Source organism: Caballeronia hypogeia, assembly GCF_001544875.2.
Lineage (GTDB): Bacteria > Pseudomonadota > Gammaproteobacteria > Burkholderiales > Burkholderiaceae > Caballeronia > Caballeronia hypogeia.
The window spans coordinates 41,459-60,317 of the sequence record NZ_FCOA02000026.1 but is presented as its reverse complement, the minus strand read 5'-3'; the positions used below and the strand labels follow the sequence as shown (position 1 = coordinate 60,317).

Below are 18,859 nucleotides of genomic sequence, written 5' to 3'. Positions count from 1 at the left end.
ACCCGGCCCGCTTACTTCGCGGCGAGCACTTGGCCGATGGCATCGGCGACGATCTGCACGTTGCTGTCGTTCAGGCCCGCGACGCACATGCGGCCCGAGCGCAGGATATACACGCCGAATTCCTCCTTCAGCCGGTCGGCCTGATCGGCGACCAGACCGGTGTACGTGAACATGCCGCGCTGCTTGATGTAACGCGTGAGCATTTCGCCGCGCACGTGGTCCTTGAGGCCGTCGTGGATCGCCTGACGCATGCGCGCGATGCGCTGGCACATCGACGCGAGTTCCTGCTCCCACGACTGCTTGAGTTCCGGCGTGTTCAGCACCTTCGTGACAATCTTCGCGCCGTGCGTCGGCGGATTGCTGTAGTTCGCGCGCACCGCGCTGGTCAGTTGGCCGAGCACGCGGTCGGCTTCGGCGGCATCGTCGCAGATCACGTGCAGGCCGCCGCAACGCTCGCCGTACAGCGAGAAATTCTTCGAGAACGAATTGGCGATGAACGCCGGCACGCCACGGCGCCCGAGTTCGCGCACGGCGAACGCGTCGTCGTCCAGCCCCGAGCCGAAGCCCTGATACGCCATATCGACGAAGGGCAGCAGATCGCGCTTTTGCAGCACGTCGATGATCTTCACCCACTGCTCGGAATCGAGATCCACGCCCGTCGGGTTATGGCAGCACGCGTGCAGCAGCACGACGCTCTTCGCGGGCAGCTTGTCGATGGCGGCGAGCATCGCGTCGAACAGCAGTCCGCCGGTGGCTTCGTCGTAGTACGGGTAGGTGTTCACCTCGAAGCCCGCGCGCTCGAAGATGAAACGATGGTTCTCCCACGTCGGATCGCTTACCCACACTTGCGACTTCGGGAAATAACGCCTGATGAAGTCCGCGCCCACCTTGAGCGCGCCCGAGCCGCCGAGCGTCTGCACGCTGGCGATGCGGCCATCCGCGCGCGCGGGGTTGTCGTTGCCGAACACGAGGCCCTGCACGGCGTCGCGATAATGCGCGAAACCGGCCATCGGCAGGTAAGGCTTCGGGCCGAGGTCCTTCAGGATCGACAGTTCCGCTTCGCGCACGGCCTGCATGACGGGCAGGCGGCCTTCGTCATCGAAGTAGATGCCGATGCTCAGATTGACCTTGTTGGTGCGCGGGTCCTTCTGGAAGTTTTCGTTCAGCGAGAGGATCGGGTCGCCGGGGTATGCATCGATATGTTCGAACATGGTGATTGGATCAGGACGAGAAATCAGCGAGATGAAGGGCGACGATTCGCGTCACCGCCCCTTTTTCTGAGATAGTAGCCGATTCCGAGAACGGCCAGCCACACCGGGATCAGGTACACGGACAGACGCAGGTCGGGCGTCTCGAACATCACCCATACGACGCCCGCGAGAAACGCCAGCACGATGTAGTTCGTGAGGGGATGCCCGAAACTCGGGAACGACGTGGGTTCCTGGCCCGCGCGTTTGCGCCGCCGGAACATGAGATGGATGATGCTGATCATCGCCCAGTTGATGATGAGCGCCGACACCGCGAGGCCCATCAGGAGGCCGAATGCGCGGCCGGGAATCAAGTAATTGATGATCACGCACGCCGCCGTCACGAACGCCGACACACCCACCGCCCCAAGCGGAATGCCGCGCGCGCTCACGTGGGCGAGCGCGCGCGGCGCGTTGCCCTGCTGCGCGAGGCCGTACAGCATGCGGCTGTTCGCGTAGACGCCGCTGTTGTATACGGACAGCGCGGCGGTCAGCACGATCACGTTGAGCACGTTCGCGACGAGCATGCTGTTCATCTCGCGGAAAATCAGCACGAACGGACTGCCGCCGGTGGCGACCTTGTCCCACGGATACAGCGACAGCAGCACGCCGAGCGCGCCGACATAAAAAATGAGAATGCGATAGATGACCTGATTGGTCGCGCGCGGAATGCTGCGCGACGGGTCTTCCGCCTCCGCCGCCGTGATGCCGACCAGTTCGAGCCCGCCGAACGAGAACATGATGACGGCCATCGACATGACGAGCCCGGAGACGCCATTCGGAAAGAAGCCGCCGAGCCGCCACAGGTTCGCGACGCTCGCTTCCGGTCCCGCCTTGCCCGAGGCGAGCAGAAAGCCGCCGAACACGATCATCCCGACGATCGCCGCCACTTTCACGATGGCGAACCAGAATTCCGTCTCGCCGTAGGACTTCACGCTCGTCAGGTTGATCGCGTTGACGATGACGAAGCACGCGAGCGCGGATACCCACGTCGGCAGTCCCGGCCACCAGTACTGCATGTAGATGCCGATGGCGGACAGCTCGGCCATGCTCACGAGGATGTAGATCGCCCAGTAGTTCCAGCCGGAAACGAAGCCGGCTGCGCGGCCCCAGTATTTATCCGCGAAATGGCTGAACGAACCGGCGACGGGTTCGTCGACGATCATCTCGCCCAGTTGTCGCATGATGAAAAACGCCATGAGCCCGGCGATCGCATAGCCGAGCAGCACGGAGGGACCGGCGAGTTTGATGGTCTGCGCGACGCCGAGAAAAAGCCCCGTGCCGATGGCGCCGCCGAGCGCGATCAGCTGAATGTGGCGGCTTTTCAGTCCGCGTTTGAGTTCGTCGCGCTGTGCGTCGTGCTTCGTTGCTTCGTTTCTGTTGCCTGAAACCATGTCGATGCCTGTCTTAACCGCAAAAGTTACCGTGATCGGGTTTTCCGTACTCTCGTTTGTGTCATTTTGACCACCTATCCGTCCGACTTTTGAGTTAAAAAGTGTTGCTTTTTTGTGCGGATGGCCCCGAGCGGGCACGGCGAACAGGCTGACCGCCCGAAAACGAATCTGCAATTTTACCGTCCGGCGAACCGCAAAGCCTTGCTGGACGGACCTGCCGCAGGCGCGCCAAGAACTTGAGAACCGCACAACAAACGATTTGAGGCCGGAATCGGGTGTTGTTCGGAGGATTGAATCGCGCGCGACGGCGGGAGAATCACATCAAACACACACGGGGGTCGACATGTATCAGACGATGGAAGGGAACGCAGCGCCATATCAGGCTTCGCAGGACATCGCATCGGCCACGCAAGCCGAGCTGCTGCGCACGCTGCAAACCGTGTCGGACAACATCATGCGCCTCGCCGGCAAGCTGCACGCCGGACCGGACGCCGCCACCGACGACGTCGCGAGCATCACCGAACAGCACGCGCTCGCGCAGCAGCTGATCGGCCGATTGCTGGTCATGCCTGCATCGCAGGCGTGAGGGAATAAAGGGAATACCGGTTGGGGCGGCGCGGGCCGCCCGGGCTTTTCGCACCAGAAAGACGGCATCAGGAAGACAAAATGAACTACTTGACGATCATCGCGGCTGTCTGGGCCATCTGCGCAATCTGCGCGGTGTTCTTCATTCGCGGCGCGACGCAGCGCAAGCCGGTGCACGTGCAGAGCGAGCGTGAGCGCAACGCGGACCGGTCGAAGCATTACGGCCGAACGTACTGATCCGTCGAATCCGGCGCGACGCGCGCGAAGCATCCGCCGCGCGCCCCGCCGGGATTTCCTTACTTGGCTGCCTTGATCGCGGAAACCGCCGCGCGCAGACCCAGCAGATAACTCTCCACGCCGAAGCCGGAAATCTGTCCCTTCGCGATCTCCGCGAACACCGACTTGTGGCGGAACTCCTCGCGCGCGTGCACGTGCGACATGTGCACTTCGATGACCGGCGCCGTCAGAATGGCCAGCGCGTCGCGGATGGCGTAGCTGTAATGCGTCCACGCTCCGGCGTTGATCACGATCGCATCGACCTTCTCCTCGAACGCGCGATGGATGCGCGAGCACATCTCACCCTCGATGTTCGTCTGGTAGCACTCCACTTCCACGCCCAGCTCCTTGCCGAGCGCCGCCAGTTCGGAATCGATCTGCGCGAGCGTCGCGGTGCCGTACTGCTTCGGGTCGCGCTTGCCGAACATGTTGAGGTTGACGCCGTGCAGCGTCAGGATCTTTGCCATGACTAGTCCTTTTTTTCGATGAGTGAATTCAAACCGTTTCGATGATCTTGCCCGTGCTCGCTGCCAGGGCGATGGCCTCGGTAATCCGCAGATTCTGCAGTCCGTCGCGCGCGCTGACAATAGGCTCGGCCTCGCCGCGCGCCACGCGCCCGAAATGCTCCATCTGATGCGCGAGCGGATCGTCGCGCTGCATCGGCACGATGCTTTCCCCGAACGGCTTCCACCACGAGCGGTCTTCGGCCTTCGCGTAGGACTTGAGACGCATGGTCGGCACGGCAAGCGAGCCGAACGTGCCCGCGATCACATAGCAGTCTTCGTCGGGATAAGTCGAATAGGCCTTGTTCTCCTGCGAGGTCTGCTCCCAGCTGCGCGGGCACGCGGCCGTGTCGGACAGCATGAAGGTGCCGAGCGCGCCGCTCGCGAAGCGCAGGTTGATCGCGACCGTGTCCTCGACGGGAAAGCCGCGAGTCGCGTGCGAGGCGAACGCCTGCACCGCGACGATATCGCCGCACAGCATGCGCAAGTTGTGGATCTCGTGAATCATGTTGAGCAGGATCGGACCGCCGCCCGGCTCGCGCCGCCACGGCGCGCTCGCGTAATACTCGTCGGGCTTGAAGAACACGGCGCTGCCCATCACCGCGACGAGCTTGCCGAGCCGCCCTTCGTCGATCACCTGCTTCGCGCGCGCCATGATCGGGCTGTGCGCGCGATGATGACCGATCAGCATCTTCACGCCAGAGCGCTCGACTTCATCGACCAGCGACTGCGCTTCCGCTACTGTCGGCGCGATCGGCTTTTCCAGGAGCGTCGGCACGCCCGCCGCGAGACAGACGCGCGCATGCTCGACATGCAGCTGATTCGGCGTCGCGAGCACGACGCCATCGGGGCGATCCCGCGCCAGCAGTTCATCGAGCGTTTTATAGAGCGGCACGCCTGCCTTCGCGGCGATGCCCGCGGCGGCGGGCGCCGGATCGACGATGGCCGAAAGCGTGCACGTCGCGCTGCCCTGCGCGACGCCCATATGCGCCTGGCCGATATAGCCCGCGCCCGCCACTGCGATACGAGTCTTGCCTGAGTCTGTGTTCACGTTGATTCACCGGGTTGTCAAAAAGAGCGCGCACGAGGGCACGCGGACGGCGCGGGTTTCGCGCCGCCGTGATGAAGCCATTGATTCGATGGGGATTTACGAGGTGCGCGCCTTCGCTACCGATTCGGCGCGCAGATGGTCGTACTCGGATTTCTCGACGGGCCGCGCATCCGGCTCGCCCAACTGGCTGAGCGGAATGCGATACGTCTCGCGCGCGCTCCAGGCGGCGATCGCGGAGATGATCGTCACAACGAGCGTGATCGTGCCGATGGTGAACGGAATGTTCGTCGATCCCGGCGGCGCGACGCTCGCGAACAGCGCGGGCAAGAGCGCCGTGATCGTCGTGCCGACGTTCTGCGCGATCGCCATCGCGGAGACGCGCGTGCGTGTCGGGAACAGCTCGGGATAAAAGCTCGGAAAGATCGCGTTATAGCCCTGATAGACGATGCCCCACATCAGCAGCGAAGCGACGATCGCGAGGCCCACGTTGTGGATGCTGATCGAATAGAGATACAGATACGACAGCAGGCCGGAGGCGATCGCGCCGACGATGATCGGCGGCTTGCGCCCGATCTTGTCGGAGAGATTGCCGACGATCGGAATCACCACCACGGCGAGAATATTGCCGACCACCGGAATCCACAGATACACGCTTTTTTCGAAGCCGACGCCGTAAGCCGCCTGCACCGCATAGGCCGCGCCGAAGATCGTCGCCACCACGGGAATCACGTTCATCAGCGCCATGCAGACGACGCGGATCATGTCGCCCAGGTTGTACTTGAAGGCATCGACGATCGGCGAGCGCGGCACCGCGCCCTTCTCGCCTTCCTTCTCGAAGGCGGGCGTTTCGTGCACTTCGCGCCGGATGATGTAGCCCGCGATCAGCACGAACGCCGAAAGCAGGAACGGAATGCGCCAGCCCCAGGAATTGAACGCGTCTTCGGGCATGTAGTACGCGAGCGGCAGGAACACGGCGGCGGCGAGGATCTGGCCAGCCTGCACGCCCTGCAGCGTGAAGCTCGCGTAATAGCCGCGACGGCCGAACGGCGAGTGCTCGAGAATCATCGAGCTCGCACCGGAAATCTCGCCCGCGACCGCGAAACCCTGAATCAGCCGCAGAATCACGAGCAGCGCGGGCGCGAGCATGCCGACGCTGTGATACGTCGGCAAAAGGCCGACGGCCATCGTCGAGAAGCCCATCAGGAACATGCACAGCACGAGCACGTTCTTGCGGCCGTGAGTGTCGCCCAGATGGCCGAGCACGAACGCGCCGATCGGCCGCGCGACGTAGCCTACGCCGTAGGTCGCCAGCGACGCGACGATCGCCACTTTCGGATTGCCCGATGGAAAGAAGAGCTGGGGAAAGATGAGCGCGGCGGCCTGCGCGTAGATGAAGAAATCGTAGTACTCGAGCGCGGAGCCGATCCAGCCGCTCGCGGTGGCCTTCTTCGTCTGCTTGTGGTGGTCGGCGTGCGACCCGCCTTTGGCGTCGGGTGAAAGAGAGTTCGTGTCCATGACGTCTCCTTGTTGTGATCGTTCTACGGCTCTCCGGCCATCTTCACGACGATGTTCCTGCATCGATATCACTTCTCGCCGGACAACGTCCGATACGCCGCGCGCAACGGACATCCATCCATGATCGTCCCTCAACCGAAAGCTTTCGATGAGGCAAAACCCGCGCGCCGCGTCGGGCGGAACGGCTCAGGCGCTAAATTACTATGTCTCGCAGAAAACATAATTCGGCTCACGGGAAACTCAGAATGCGCTCACAGCGAATAATTGAAGTTTCGGACGGTCGCGGGCCGTGCGATCCCGCCTGAGTCTTCGCCAAGTCATGCCTAAAGTTTGAGCAAATGGCGCCGTAAATGCGCTTACCTGCGGTGACAACACCGCCGCCATCCTTATTCGTCCGCACGCAGGCATGTCAGGCAATCCGTCCTTGATCGAATCGATACTGGCCACGCCCGCAACGGAAGGCCGGCCGGTCACGGCCGCCATTCGCGCGTCGCTGCTTTCGACGCTCGTGGAGGACATTCGCCCGCTGCTGTTTTCCGGCATCTCCGGCGCCTTCGTCGCGGTGATCGCGCTCGGGCGCCAGCAGGCGCTCTGGGCGATCCTCTGGGTCGCGGCCGATGCGCTGCTGCTCGCCGCGCGCGTCTCGATCGTATGCCGCTATCGTGCGCTCTGCCGGCCGAGCGCGCCGCATCCCGGTCCGTGGGCCGCGCGCTACGCGCCGTTCGCGCTCGCCGCCTGCCTCGTGACAGGACTGGGCACGATGGCCTGCATCATTTCCGGCGACGCCGTGCTGGCCTCGCTCGCGATCATGGTGACCGCGGGCCTGCTCGGCGGCATCGCGTCGCGCAACGCGGGCATTCCGCATCTCGCGATCGCGCAGGTTTGTCTGGGCGCGGTGCCGATCGGCGCGGGCGCGCTGTTCGCGCCGTCCGGCTTCTGGATTCTGGTGCCGCCGCTGTTTCTCTATATCGGCGCGATGTGTTCGGTCGTGCAGCGTCACTATCGCAACCTCGTCGCGCTGATGACCGCCGAGCAGCGTCACGCCGAAATCGCCGCGCGCTTCGACGCGGCGCTCGCGCACATGCCGCACGGCCTGTGCACCATCGATGCGGCGGGCAAGGTGGTCATCGCGAACCGGCGGGCGGCGGAACTGTTCGGCGCGACGGTCGAAATGCTGCGTCTGAACGTCTCGCTGCCGGAATTCATCGGCTATGTCGGGCTCGCGAAGTTCGGCGAGACGCTGCGCGCGCAATTCTCCGAGCGCTGCGCGCAATGGCTCAACGACGGCCAGCGGCCGCTCGATCTGCCCCTGCGCGACGGCCGGCATCTCGAACTGAGCCGCAATCCGGTGCCGGACGGCAGCGCGGTGATCATCATCGAGGACGTGACGGAGCGCCGCCGCGCGGAGGCGAAGATCCTGCACTGGGCGCACCATGATTCGCTCACCGGCCTGCCGAACCGCCGCTATCTCGGCGATCACGCCGAGCGTCTGATGGCGGGCGGCGCGGGCCGCGAGAAAGTGATGGTGATGTACGTCGATCTCGACGGCTTCAAGCGCGTCAACGACACCCACGGCCACAACGCGGGCGACGAGCTGCTCAAGCTCGCCGCCGACCGCCTGCGCAACGTGATGCGGCGCGGCGAGCTGGCCGCGCGTCTGGGCGGCGACGAATTCGCGATCGTCGCGACGTATATCGCGGATACGTCCAGCGCGACGCTCGCGCGCAAGGTCATCGCGGAGCTGTCGGCGCCCTACGCGCTCGCCAGCGGCGAGACGGTGCGCGTGGGCGTGAGCGTGGGCATCGCGCGCGCCTTGCCGGGCGAGCTGTTCGAAAGCGCGCTCAAGCGCGCCGACGCCGCGCTCTACGAAGCGAAGACGGAGGGCCGCGGCGGCTATCGCTTCTCGGAACGCGACCTGCCATCGATCGCAGACGATGCCGCGCTCGCTGACGGCGCGCAGCGCGGGCGCGCTTGGTAGACGCCTACGTTTGTTCCCGCGCCACCGCGAGCGCCTGCTGGTTCCCGACCGTCCACTCCGCGAGCCATGCTTCGAGCTTCGCGGGCGGCAGCGGCCGGCTCAGGTGAAAGCCCTGCGCCAGATCGCAGCGCAGCGCCCTGAGACGCTCCAGCATCTCCTGACTCTCGACACCTTCGGCCACCACCTTCAGCCCCATGTTGTGCCCGAGGTCGATGGTCGAACGCACGATGGTTTCGTCGTCCTTGTGCTGCGACATGCCCATCACGAAGGACTTGTCGATCTTCAGCTCATCCACCGGCATGCGCTTCAGATACGAAAGCGACGAATAGCCCGTGCCGAAATCGTCGATGGACAGGCGAATGCCGAGCGCATGCAGTCGGTCGAGCGTTTCGATGGCGTGATTCGGGTCGTCCATGATCGCGCTCTCGGTGATCTCGATCCAGATCCATTCCGGCGCGACGCCGTGTTTGTGCAACAGCGCGTCGAAGGTCTCCGGCAGCGACGACTGGATCAGCTCGCGCGCCGACACGTTCACCGACACCGCCAGTTCGATGCCCTGCGCGCGCCACGCCGCGCACTGGCCGATGGCTTTATCGGCGACCCAGCGCGAAATGGTCTTGATGTAGCCGGTCTGCTCCGCAAACGGAATGAACTGATCGGGCGCGACGAAGCCGCGCGTTGGATGCTCCCAGCGCACCAGCGCTTCCACATATTTCACGCGATGCGTCGCGAGATCGACCTTCGGCTGATAGTGGAGCGTCAACTGATCGTGCTCCACGGCCTGCCGCAGCTCGCTCATCAGCGAGAGACGCTCGGCGCTGTTCTGGTCGTGACGTTCGTCGTAGAGCGCGTAGCCGAGATTGGAGCGCTTCGCCACATACATCGCGATATCGGCGCGACGCAGCAGCACGTTCATGTCCGTGCCGTTGTGCGGAAACGTGACGATGCCGATGCTCGCGCCCACATCGACGAGCTGTCCTTCGATCGTGATCGGCTCCTCCAGCGCGCGCAGCATGCGCTGGGCGAGCAGGCGCGCGGCGGGCAGGTCGTCGGTGGGCAGCAGCACGGCGAATTCGTCGCCGCCCAGACGCGCGACGGTATCCGTCTCGCGCAGCAGCGCCGCGCGCAGGCGCTTGGCCACTTCGCAGAGCAGCATGTCGCCGATCGGATGCCCGAGCGTGTCGTTCACGTACTTGAAGCGGTCGAGGTCCATCATCATCACGGCGAGCGGATGATTGCCGCGCATCGCGGCGGCGATCGCCTGCTGCAGGCGGTCGTTGAAGAGCGCGCGATTCGGCAGGCCGGTCAGCCGGTCCATATACGCGAGTTCGGTGATGCGCCGCTCGCGCTCCGCGATGCCTTCCTGCATCTGGTTGAACGCGCGCGCGAGCTCGCCGATTTCATCGTTCTGGCGAATCTCGATCGGTTCGGCATAGTCGCCGCGCCCGATGCGTTTCGAGAACTGCGCCAGCGCCGCAATGGGCCGCGTGACGGAACGCGCCGTCAGCATGCTGCCGACGACCGACACGATCACCCCCAGCAGCGTGATCAGCAGGAGCGTGGACTGCAGGCGATGAAACGGCGCGAGCGCCTCGTTCATCGAACGTTCGAGCAGCACCGCGACGGCCTGTCCTTCGGAATGCAGGCGCAGGATGCGCGTCGCGTAGCCGTCTTCCGCGAGTTGCGCCTGATCCTTCAGCGCCGCGCGGGCGTCCTGCGGCAGCGAACTCGCGAGTACGCCCCACTCGCCGTTGTCGTTCACCGTGAGAAAAGACACATCGAGCGATGTCAGCGAACTCATCTCGCGCGCGAGCGCGTCGTCGATGGCGAAGCCCATCACGACCCACGCGATCGTGATCGGCGCTTTCACCGGCACCGCGACCAGCTGATACGCGCGCCCGCCGATCATGCCGAACGACGAGGCATCGCCCTTCGTCGCGACTGTCCGGATGAGCTTCGGAAACGGAAACGCCATGCCTTCGTGACCGACATCGGCGCTGTCGGCGATCAGCTTGCCGTCGAGATCGACGAGCATCACCACATCCGCGTGAACGCGGTCGCCGTGATTCCGCAGCGCGGACCCGACGGTCTTGCCGTCGTGCGTCGCGACCGCCTCGCGAAAGCCGAAGTCCGCGGCGACCACGCTCGCGGCCTGCGTCAATTGCTCGCTGTTGCCATGCAGAACCTGCGCGAACACGCGCTCGGCCACGGATAACTGCTCCTCGGCGTTGCGATGCGCGTTCTTGACGATCACCGAGTTGATGACCACGAACGCCGCCGCCTGCGCAACGAGCATCAGCATCACGAAGACGAGCGCGATCCGCGCGCGCAGGCTGTGAAGGAACATGGGGGCGGCTTCCTTATTCGGCTGCTTTCAGCTGCACGGAGAACTTCGCCACGCCGTCCGCCGCAAGCGCGCTGACTTTCTGCTCCGGCTGCGCGTTCGGGTCGCTTTGACGAAAATGCCAGACGATCACCTTGTACGAGTCGGCGGGCACGTTCCCGATGGTCGCCGCGCCGTGCGCATCGGTTTTCGCGAACCACGGCGTATCCACGATCAACAGATAAGCGACCATCGCGTCATGAATATTGCAGCCCATCACGACGAGGCCGGGCTTGTCGAACACGACCGGATTAGCCGGAATGCCGTGATAAAGATTCAGCTCGAAGCGCTTGGGCGGCGAGAACGAATAGACATCGTGCTCGATGTTGTCCTTGTTCGGGAAGGTCACCGAGGCGCCCGTCTGCACGACCGAGACCATCGGCACGAAACGGCGCTTGATCTGGTCGATGACCGCGCCCGCCGGCTTCGCTGCGGCAATCTTGCCGTTGACCGGCAGCGCATACACGATGGCGTCGGGCACCGGCGCGCCGGCCTGATCGACCACTTGCACGCGCACGCTGGCGGCATGGACGAGCGTCGCGCCTAACGCGCATGCGGCGAGAAAGTATTTGAGCATCTTCATTCGCGATCCTGTATGTCGCGGTACATCGGCGCGAGTTTCGCGAGCAGCCTGTTCTGCGCGTGAAACGGCACGCCGTTCTTGTCCATTGCCGCCTGCAAGTCCTCGACCAGCGCGTTGAACGCGGCGCGATCGATGTTCTGGCCTTCGTGCGTGCGCTTCATGTTGCGGCCCGTGTAGACGCACGGCCCTTCGAGCAGCACGCACAATTGCTCGACGAGCTTCTGCTTGATGCGCTTGACCGGCGCGTTGTCGAAGTACGGCGCGGTGCGCGGGTCGGAGAGCACGTTGTCGTACGTGTCGTCGACGATCTTCGTCAGGCCTGGCTTTTCGCCGAACTGTCTGTAGAGCGCGTCGTCGGCGTGGGCGTTGGCGCAGGCGAGCGTGAGAACCACCAGAGCGGCGTGGCGTAGCTTCATCGTCAGAACCCTGCCTGCAAGGAAACGTAGAGGCCGCGCTGATTCTTCGCGGTCGCGATATCGCCGAGCGCGACATACGCGGCCGTCAGCGAGACGTGCTTGTTGGGCGCCCACGCGACGAACGCGTCGTAAGCGTCCTGTTCGCGCGCGAACGAAAGGTTGTTCGGCTTCATGCGATATTCGCCGCCAATCGCGACGTTCTTCGAAAGCAGATACGCCACCGACGATTCGAACTCCGCGTGATACGCATTCGATCTGTCGCCGCCGAAGCCGAGCAGGCCGAACTGGTTCGCCTTCGTGAAGCGCAGCGTGCCGTTGAGCAAGAGGCTTTGCGCCAGCAGCAACTTGGTCGCGGAAAGATAGAAGTCGGTGCCGGAGTTGCTCGCCGCGCCGACCGCCTTCACGATATCGCCCTGCTCGTTGTGCTTGAATTGCAGGCCCGCCGCGATCTGCGGCAGCCACGTGTCCTGATCGAGCACCGCGTCGCCGAGCACGCGCACCTTCACGCCGAAGATGTTCTGGTTGAACTTGAAGTTCTCTCCGAGCCCGAGCGTCGCGCCGACATCGCGCGTGTCGAAGCTCTGACGCGCAAGCGATAGCTCCACGCGATCGGCGATGCCCACGGTCAGGCCCCACGTGCCGAGCGCGTAGTCCTGCGTGCGGATATAGGTGCCGTGCGCGTTCGCGCCGAGCTGGTTCGCCGTGCCATAGCCGCCGATCACGGCCCACGGCGTCAGGCCGCCGCCGGCCGCGCCTTCCACTTCCGACACGCCGCCCGTGAGCAGCAGCTTGCCGCCCGTGAGTGGCACGACGGGCGGATCGTCCGCGCGCGCGGCGGACGAGAACGAAACGAGCGCCGCCGCCGTGAGGGCGGCAAAGCGCAATCTGGATTGAATCAAACGCATGCGAGAGGCATTCGGACGGGTTGAGAGTGATCCCGCGTGCCGCCGCGGGAATGCCGCGTCGTTCACGCGGCGAACCTGGCGTCTGGGAGCAACGCGCGCCGGATAGGCCGCGTCTTGTCATCCACGGGTAAACGGCGTCATTCCAGCTGACTTGACGGCCGTTCGTAAGAAAATCGAAGCCAAACGTTTGCAAATCGACTCAAAAGCGACCGCACGCCTGCGTTACGCTCATCGGGAATCTCGCCATGCAAACAGTTTGCTGTCACAAAGCTTTCGTAGCCTCCTTGCGTCCACAACCAAAACCGGTTCCATCCGACGAACCGATACGCAATTGAGGGAGCAAAGAGAATGACGAGAGAACGACGCGCGCTTCTGGCCCTGGCTCTGACTTCAACGGCGATGCTTGCCGCCTGCGGCAGCGGCGACGACGACAACGGCACGCCCGCGACGCCCGCAGTCGCCGACGGCACCAAAGCCACGCTCGCGATGCTCGAAACCACCGACATCCACACCAACGTGCTCTCGTACGACTATTTCAAGCTCGCCGAGGACAAGTCGATCGGACTGGAGCGCACCGCGACGCTGATCGCCGCCGCGCGCGCCGAGTTTCCGAACACGATGCTCATGGACGACGGCGACACGATCCAGGGCACGGCGTTGTCGGACTATCAGGCCCTTGTCGCGCCGATCGACTGCAAGACGACGCTCGCCGTCTACAAGGTGATGAACGCGCTCCAGTACGACGCGGGCACCATCGGCAATCACGAATTCAACTACGGCCTGCCGTTCCTCGCCCAGGTCACGGGCTCGAAGCTCGACGTGCCGAATCTCCCGCCGGTCGCGAGTCAGCAAACTTGCGCGGGACCGTCGTTTCCGCTGGTGCTCTCGAACGTGCTCGGCGCGAAAACCGCGCAGCCGATCTTCAAGCCGTACACCATCGTCACGCGCAACCTGAAAGCGACCGGACCCGACGGCAAGCCTGTCACCGTGCCGGTGAAAGTGGGCGTGATCGGCTTCACGCCGCCCGCGATCATGTCGTGGGACAAACGTAATCTCGACGGCAACGTCTACACCGAAGGATTGCGCGAAAGCGCGCAGAAATACGTGCCGCAGATGCGCGCGGAAGGTGCGCAGATCGTGGTCGCGCTGTCGCACGGCGGGCTCGACGCATCGCCCTATTCGCCTTCGATGGAAAACGGCAGCTACTATCTCTCGACCGTGCCGGGCATCGACGTGCTGATGATCGGCCACTCGCATCAGGTCTTCCCGGACGCGAACAGCACGGTCGCGCAATTCAATCTGCCTGGCGTGGACAAGGTGAAAGGCACCGTCAACGGCGTGCCCACCGTGATGGCGAATTTCTGGGGCAAGCATCTGGGCGTGGTGGCGCTCTCGCTCACGTACTCGAACGGCGCGTGGAGCATCGACAAGAGCGCGACCAGGGTCGAAGCGCGTCCCATACAGAACGCCGACAAGACTTACGTCGCCGCCGACCCGTCCGTTTCCGCCGCCATCGCCGCCGAGCATCTCGCGACCATCAACTACGTGAAGACGCCGATCGGCTCGACCGATTTCCGCATGACGACCTACTTCGCCGATGTCGGCGACGTGTCGGCCATCGAGATCGTCAATCAGGCGCAGGCGCAGTACGTGTCCGACTACATCGCCGCGAATCTGCCGCAATACGCCGGCATTCCGGTGATATCCGTCAGCGCGCCGTTCAAGAGCGGCTTCGGCGGCGGCAGCGATTTCACGGACGTATCCGCCGGAAATGTGGCGATCAACAACGCGGCCGACCTTTATCTGTACCCGAACACGGTCTATGCAGTAAAGGTCACAGGCGCGGATCTGAAAGCGTGGCTGGAGACCGCGGCTCAGCGATTCAATCGCATCGATCCGACAAAAACCGCCCCGCAGGAACTCGTGAGCTCGTATCCGGGTTATAACTTCGACATGATCACGTCGAAGGACTTCAGCTATGAAATAGACGTTACGCAGACCGTCGGCAATCGCATCAGGAACCTGAGCTACAAGGGCACGGCGATTGCTAGCGACCAGCCGTTCATCGTCGCGACGAACAATTATCGCGCGAGCGGCGGCGGCAATTTTCCGGGACTCGACGGCAGCAAGACCATCTACGCATCGCCCGATGCGAACCGTGACGTACTGATCACTTACATCAAGCGCGTCAAGGCGGTGACATCGGCGGAGAACGGGGTGGATCGAAGCTGGCGCTTCACGAAGGTGAGCACGCAGGGACCGGTCACGTTCAAGTCCGCGCCGAATCTTGCCGCACTCGCGCAGACACAGGGCATCACGAACATCACGCAAACACAAACCGACGACGGCACGGGCAAGGGCCTCGCGGTGTACTCGATCAATCTCGCGCAATGAACGTACTAAACGGACTTCATGGAATGCACGGCCGGATCTATCGATTCGGCACTTTCGCGATCGCGGCGTCGGTGGCCTGCAGCGCGATCGCATTGTCGCGCACGCCCGAGCGGCAGGTCGACGAATGGCGCATGCGCGCGCTTTCGACGCGCGACTGGCTGTCCACCGCCAAGCTGCGCTTCGCCGCGTGGTCCGGCAGCGAGGCGGCGGCGTACGCGCTCGGCTCGGTGCTGGTCGTGCAGAAGGACCCATCGCGCGTGCAAGAAGGGATCGACTGGCTCGAACGCGCCGCCGAGGCCGGCGAAGTGCCCGCGCAGCTCGCGCTCGGCCGCGTGCTGCTGAAAGGCGCGACGGGCGAGACGCCGGACTATGCGCAGAGCCGCAAGTGGCTCGAACGCGCGGCGCGCTCGCTGCCCGCGACATCGCCCACGGTCGCGGCGAATCCCGACGGGCATGACGCGCCCGCCGGCGCACAGGCGGCATATTCGCTGGCGTCGATCTATCGCAACGGCTATGGCGTGCCGCGCGATCCGGCCGCCGGCACGCACTGGCTTTCGCTCGCGGCGTCGTGGGGCGTGGCGCAGGCGCAGTTCCAGCTCGCCAACGTGTATCGCGAACGCGGCGACGATGCCCAGGCGCTGGAGTGGCTCAAGCGCGCGGCGGCCTCGGAAAATCCGGAGGCGAATCTCGAGCTCGCCATGGCTTATCGCAACGGCGAGCTCGGCTTGCACAAGGATGAAGCCGAGTACTGGAGCTATGTGAAGGAGACAATGCACGACTACAAGCATCAGGCGCAGAACTGAAGTCCCCGAAGCATCACCCGTTCGTATAGGCGCGCCGAGCCGTTCGTAGAATGGCCGGCGCGTCTGCGCTTCTCTAAGCTGACGTCATGGCCGGCACAGGGAGCGCAGCATGAGCGATACATCGACACGCAGTCTTTTATCGGGTTGCGCCGCGTTGCTCATCCTGGGCGCGTTCTACGTGATCAACGCGCCGCACGACTGGCGCGCGCTGGATCACGCGGAGTTCGTTACCGAGTTGCCGCTCGAACGCGTTGCGCTGAACGAAGCGGCCGCGACCACCATCGAAACGGCGCGGCGCTGAATCAGGGCCGCTGGGCGCGCGACGGCGTCGATGCGCCCGACGGCATCTTCACGCCGAGCGCCTCGGCCTTCAGCACGAGATCGGCGAGCGAGCGCGCCGCCATCTTCTTCATCGCCTGACCGCGATGAATCTTCACCGTGATCTCGCTCAGACTCATTTCCGCGGCGATCTGCTTGTTCATCAGGCCCGAGACGACGAACGCCATCACCTCGCGCTCGCGCGGCGTAAGCGAATCGTACGAACGCCGCAAGTCGGCCACCGAACGGCTCGCCGCGCGCCGTTGTTCATCGGCTTCCAGCGCCTGCGCTACGGCGTCGAGCATGTCCTGGTCGCGGAACGGCTTGGCGAGAAAATCCTTCGCGCCGGCTTTCATCGCTTTTACGGTCATCGCGATATCGCCGTGCGCCGTCATGAACACGATCGGCAAACCGAGCTCGCTCGCGGCCATCTGCTCCTGCACGGCAAGGCCGCTTTGCCCTTTCAGGCGCACATCGAGGATCAGGCAACTGGGCACTTCGGGCATGTCATACGCGAGAAACTCGTGCGCGGAGGCGAACGTCGTCACATTCAGGCCGACGGAGCGCAACAGCATGTCGAGCGCGTCGCGCATCGATTCGTCGTCGTCGACCACATAGACCATCGCGCCGTTCGCCTTCGTGTTCTTGTCCGCGTCCCTGTCAGTGCTCATCGTCTCCCCCCGCGTTTTCGGGCAGCACGAAGCACAGCCGCGCGCCGCCCTCCTCGGGCGCTTCCGCCCAGATCCTGCCGCCGTGCGCCTCGATGATCGAGCGGCAAATCGACAAACCCATGCCCATGCCTTCGGCCTTCGTCGTGAAGAAGGCTTCGAAGAGCCGGCGCGCGGTCTCCTCGCCGATGCCCGTGCCGGAATCCTGCACGGTGATCTGCGCATAGCCTTCATCGCTATGACTCGCGCCCGTCGCGATGCGCAGCACGCGCGGACCGTCCACGGCGGCCATGGCCTGCGCGGCGTTCATGATCAGATTGATGAGCACCTGCTGCAACTGCACGCGATCGCATTGCACGGTGAGCGGCGACGGCGCGAGCGCGGTACGCACGTCCACGCGATGCCGTTCCAGCTCGCGGCGCACCAGTTCCACGGTCTCGCCGACGATCTCGTTCACATCGAGCGTCGCGGGCTGGCTGTCGCGCTTTCGCGCCATCGCACGGATGCGGGCGATGACCTCGCTCGCGCGCTTGGCGTCGCGGATCATCTGCGTGATCGACTGCTGCGCCTCCGCGATCTCCGGCTTCTCGCGATTGAGCCAGCGCAGGCCGGCGCCGCCGCTCGTGACGATCGCGGCCATCGGCTGCGTGACTTCGTGCGCGATCGAAGCGGCCAGTTCGCCCAGCATCGTCACGCGCGTGACGTGCGCGAGTTCGGCGGTCGAGCGCGCGAGCGCTTCCTGCGCGAGCTTGGTCTCGGTGACGTCCATCAGCGCGCCGACGTATTCGTCGCCCTCGCGTTCCGTCGCCGCGCGATGCGCGACATAGTGCACGTGTTTCACGCTGCCATCGGGCAGCAGCAGACGGTGCTCGACGTCGATATCGCGCGCGCCGGAAAGCGCCGCTTCATGCGCGCCGCACACGATGGCGACGTCGTCCGGATGCGTGCGCGCGAGAATCGCGTCGAGGGAAGGCGCGACGTCGCGCGAGTAATCGAAGATGCGATACGCCTCGTCGGACCACCACATCGCGCCCGCGGGAAGGCGCGCCGCGATGCTGCCGGTGCGCGACAGGCGCTGCGCGTCGAGCAGAAACGCTTCGGTGCGCCGCAGTTCGGCTTCCATGCGCTTGCGCTGCGTGATGTCGTTGCTCGTCGCGAGCACGGCGCGCGGCATGCCTTTCGCGTCGCGCAGCAGCGCCGCCCGGCTCGCGATGACGATCTCGCTGCCGTCATGCCTCATGCGCGTGATCGCGCCGTCCCAGCGGCCCGAACACAGGAGCTCGGTGCGGATCTGCGCGTGCGGCACGGGAGATTTCGCTTGCGTCATGCGCTGGATCGGCTGGCCGATCGCCTGTTGCGCCGAGTAGCCGTAGAGCGCCTCGGCGCCGCGATTCCAGAACGTGATGCGCTCGTTCATGTCGTGCGCGACGATCGCGTCGTGCGCGAGATTGAGCAGTTCGAGCTGCTCCTGCATCTTGGTTGTCGCGGCCTGGTTGCGCAGCGAAAGCATCCCTGTCGTGACGATCGCGAGCAGGCTCACCGCGCAGCGCGCGAACGCTCCGCTCGACACGGTTTCGTCGTGCGAAAGCAGAAAGCCGATGATCGTGAGCAGCACGCAGCCCCACGCCGTGGCAATGGTCGCGGTGCGGTTTCCCGTCGATGCGACCAGCAGCACGACGATCACATACAGCACGGCGATGGCGATATCGAGCGGCGTGAGCGCGTCGATGAGGAAAACCACGAGCGCGATGAGCGCCGCGAGGATGGATACGATGCGGGTATCGGCACGCAATGCGCGCGGCGCGCTCTGGAATGTCTCCATTACGGCGCGCGGAGACGA

General features: G+C 64.5%; 17 protein-coding genes. 6 read left to right on the top strand and 11 right to left on the bottom strand.

Annotation, left to right across the window (positions count from 1 at the left end):
- Nucleotides 1-11: 11 nt before the first annotated feature.
- Complete coding sequence (locus AWB79_RS28775) at nucleotides 12-1,211, bottom strand: amino acid aminotransferase (protein ID WP_061170858.1); 1,200 nt, start codon at nucleotides 1,209-1,211, stop codon at nucleotides 12-14.
- A 23-nt stretch (nucleotides 1,212-1,234) separates the two neighbouring features.
- Nucleotides 1,235-2,641, bottom strand: a complete 1,407-nt coding sequence (locus AWB79_RS28770; protein ID WP_061170857.1) for an amino acid permease — start codon at nucleotides 2,639-2,641, stop codon at nucleotides 1,235-1,237.
- 343 nt (nucleotides 2,642-2,984) lie between these two features.
- Here AWB79_RS28770 and AWB79_RS28765 point away from each other — a divergent pair, with 343 nt between their 5' ends.
- Both AWB79_RS28765 and AWB79_RS40190 read left to right on the top strand, forming a co-directional pair.
- Nucleotides 2,985-3,227 (top strand): hypothetical protein, encoded by a 243-nt coding sequence (locus AWB79_RS28765; RefSeq protein ID WP_061170856.1) that lies wholly within the window; start codon nucleotides 2,985-2,987, stop codon nucleotides 3,225-3,227.
- Between the two features lie 80 nt (nucleotides 3,228-3,307).
- The gene (locus tag AWB79_RS40190) at nucleotides 3,308-3,463 is read left to right on the top strand and encodes a hypothetical protein (RefSeq protein ID WP_198399120.1); all 156 of its coding nucleotides are present in this window, start codon (nucleotides 3,308-3,310) and stop codon (nucleotides 3,461-3,463) included.
- A gap of 59 nt (nucleotides 3,464-3,522) precedes the next feature.
- On the opposite strand, the gene aroQ is transcribed toward AWB79_RS40190, so the two are convergent.
- From aroQ to AWB79_RS28750, 3 genes are all read right to left on the bottom strand, one after another.
- A complete protein-coding gene (gene aroQ, locus AWB79_RS28760) occupies nucleotides 3,523-3,969 on the bottom strand; it encodes a type II 3-dehydroquinate dehydratase (protein WP_061170855.1) in 447 nt (148 codons plus the stop codon).
- 28 nt (nucleotides 3,970-3,997) lie between these two features.
- Entirely contained in the window at nucleotides 3,998-5,056 is a 1,059-nt protein-coding gene (locus AWB79_RS28755) for a Gfo/Idh/MocA family protein (RefSeq protein ID WP_269768012.1), read from the bottom strand.
- 96 nt (nucleotides 5,057-5,152) lie between these two features.
- Nucleotides 5,153-6,571, bottom strand: coding sequence for an MFS transporter (locus tag AWB79_RS28750; protein WP_061170854.1), 1,419 nt, complete (start codon nucleotides 6,569-6,571; stop codon nucleotides 5,153-5,155).
- A 406-nt stretch (nucleotides 6,572-6,977) separates the two neighbouring features.
- Here AWB79_RS28750 and AWB79_RS28745 point away from each other — a divergent pair, with 406 nt between their 5' ends.
- The gene (locus tag AWB79_RS28745) at nucleotides 6,978-8,549 is read left to right on the top strand and encodes a sensor domain-containing diguanylate cyclase (protein ID WP_063963564.1); all 1,572 of its coding nucleotides are present in this window, start codon (nucleotides 6,978-6,980) and stop codon (nucleotides 8,547-8,549) included.
- 4 nt (nucleotides 8,550-8,553) lie between these two features.
- Here AWB79_RS28745 and AWB79_RS28740 read toward each other — a convergent pair whose 3' ends face one another.
- From AWB79_RS28740 to AWB79_RS28725, 4 genes are read right to left on the bottom strand one after another with little or no spacing between them, the layout of a single operon-like run.
- On the bottom strand, nucleotides 8,554-10,896 hold the full coding sequence (locus tag AWB79_RS28740; RefSeq protein ID WP_061170853.1) for a putative bifunctional diguanylate cyclase/phosphodiesterase: 2,343 nt from the start codon (nucleotides 10,894-10,896) through the stop codon (nucleotides 8,554-8,556).
- Nucleotides 10,897-10,909: 13 nt separating this feature from the next.
- Nucleotides 10,910-11,515 (bottom strand): methylamine utilization protein, encoded by a 606-nt coding sequence (locus tag AWB79_RS28735; RefSeq protein ID WP_061170852.1) that lies wholly within the window; start codon nucleotides 11,513-11,515, stop codon nucleotides 10,910-10,912.
- The gene (locus tag AWB79_RS28730; RefSeq protein WP_061170851.1) at nucleotides 11,512-11,931 is read right to left on the bottom strand and encodes a group I truncated hemoglobin; all 420 of its coding nucleotides are present in this window, start codon (nucleotides 11,929-11,931) and stop codon (nucleotides 11,512-11,514) included. Before AWB79_RS28730 ends, AWB79_RS28735 begins: the two co-directional genes overlap by 4 nt.
- A 2-nt stretch (nucleotides 11,932-11,933) precedes the next feature.
- Nucleotides 11,934-12,836: a DUF3034 family protein gene (locus tag AWB79_RS28725; RefSeq protein ID WP_061170850.1), complete on the bottom strand. Its 903-nt coding sequence runs from the start codon at nucleotides 12,834-12,836 to the stop codon at nucleotides 11,934-11,936.
- 348 nt (nucleotides 12,837-13,184) lie between these two features.
- Here AWB79_RS28725 and AWB79_RS28720 point away from each other — a divergent pair, with 348 nt between their 5' ends.
- From AWB79_RS28720 to AWB79_RS39760, 3 genes are all read left to right on the top strand, one after another.
- A complete protein-coding gene (locus AWB79_RS28720; protein ID WP_061170849.1) occupies nucleotides 13,185-15,230 on the top strand; it encodes a bifunctional 2',3'-cyclic-nucleotide 2'-phosphodiesterase/3'-nucleotidase in 2,046 nt (681 codons plus the stop codon).
- A 23-nt stretch (nucleotides 15,231-15,253) separates the two neighbouring features.
- Complete coding sequence (locus AWB79_RS28715) at nucleotides 15,254-16,033, top strand: tetratricopeptide repeat protein (RefSeq protein WP_061170848.1); 780 nt, start codon at nucleotides 15,254-15,256, stop codon at nucleotides 16,031-16,033.
- Between the two features lie 109 nt (nucleotides 16,034-16,142).
- On the top strand, nucleotides 16,143-16,334 hold the full coding sequence (locus AWB79_RS39760) for a hypothetical protein (RefSeq protein WP_157695875.1): 192 nt from the start codon (nucleotides 16,143-16,145) through the stop codon (nucleotides 16,332-16,334).
- A gap of 1 nt (nucleotide 16,335) precedes the next feature.
- Here the strand turns inward: AWB79_RS39760 and AWB79_RS28710 are convergent, their stop codons facing one another.
- Nucleotides 16,336-17,022: a response regulator transcription factor gene (locus AWB79_RS28710; RefSeq protein WP_061170847.1), complete on the bottom strand. Its 687-nt coding sequence runs from the start codon at nucleotides 17,020-17,022 to the stop codon at nucleotides 16,336-16,338.
- A complete protein-coding gene (locus tag AWB79_RS28705; protein ID WP_061170846.1) occupies nucleotides 17,012-18,841 on the bottom strand; it encodes a PAS domain-containing sensor histidine kinase in 1,830 nt (609 codons plus the stop codon). The genes AWB79_RS28710 and AWB79_RS28705 overlap by 11 nt, the downstream gene beginning before the upstream one ends.
- Between the last annotated feature and the right edge of the window lie 18 nt (nucleotides 18,842-18,859).

Coding starts and splice junctions, on each gene's coding strand:
- AWB79_RS28745 (WP_063963564.1), top strand. CDS start 6,978: ATGTCAGGCAATCCGTCCTTGATCGAATCGATACTGGCCACGCCCGCA.
- AWB79_RS28775 (WP_061170858.1), bottom strand. CDS start 1,211: ATGTTCGAACATATCGATGCATACCCCGGCGACCCGATCCTCTCGCTG.
- AWB79_RS28735 (WP_061170852.1), bottom strand. CDS start 11,515: ATGAAGATGCTCAAATACTTTCTCGCCGCATGCGCGTTAGGCGCGACG.
- AWB79_RS28705 (WP_061170846.1), bottom strand. CDS start 18,841: ATGGAGACATTCCAGAGCGCGCCGCGCGCATTGCGTGCCGATACCCGC.
- AWB79_RS28750 (WP_061170854.1), bottom strand. CDS start 6,571: ATGGACACGAACTCTCTTTCACCCGACGCCAAAGGCGGGTCGCACGCC.
- AWB79_RS28715 (WP_061170848.1), top strand. CDS start 15,254: ATGCACGGCCGGATCTATCGATTCGGCACTTTCGCGATCGCGGCGTCG.
- AWB79_RS28765 (WP_061170856.1), top strand. CDS start 2,985: ATGTATCAGACGATGGAAGGGAACGCAGCGCCATATCAGGCTTCGCAG.
- AWB79_RS39760 (WP_157695875.1), top strand. CDS start 16,143: ATGAGCGATACATCGACACGCAGTCTTTTATCGGGTTGCGCCGCGTTG.
- AWB79_RS28720 (WP_061170849.1), top strand. CDS start 13,185: ATGACGAGAGAACGACGCGCGCTTCTGGCCCTGGCTCTGACTTCAACG.
- AWB79_RS28730 (WP_061170851.1), bottom strand. CDS start 11,931: ATGAAGCTACGCCACGCCGCTCTGGTGGTTCTCACGCTCGCCTGCGCC.
- AWB79_RS28770 (WP_061170857.1), bottom strand. CDS start 2,641: ATGGTTTCAGGCAACAGAAACGAAGCAACGAAGCACGACGCACAGCGC.
- aroQ (WP_061170855.1), bottom strand. CDS start 3,969: ATGGCAAAGATCCTGACGCTGCACGGCGTCAACCTCAACATGTTCGGC.
- AWB79_RS28710 (WP_061170847.1), bottom strand. CDS start 17,022: ATGAGCACTGACAGGGACGCGGACAAGAACACGAAGGCGAACGGCGCG.
- AWB79_RS28725 (WP_061170850.1), bottom strand. CDS start 12,836: ATGCGTTTGATTCAATCCAGATTGCGCTTTGCCGCCCTCACGGCGGCG.
- AWB79_RS28740 (WP_061170853.1), bottom strand. CDS start 10,896: ATGTTCCTTCACAGCCTGCGCGCGCGGATCGCGCTCGTCTTCGTGATG.
- AWB79_RS40190 (WP_198399120.1), top strand. CDS start 3,308: ATGAACTACTTGACGATCATCGCGGCTGTCTGGGCCATCTGCGCAATC.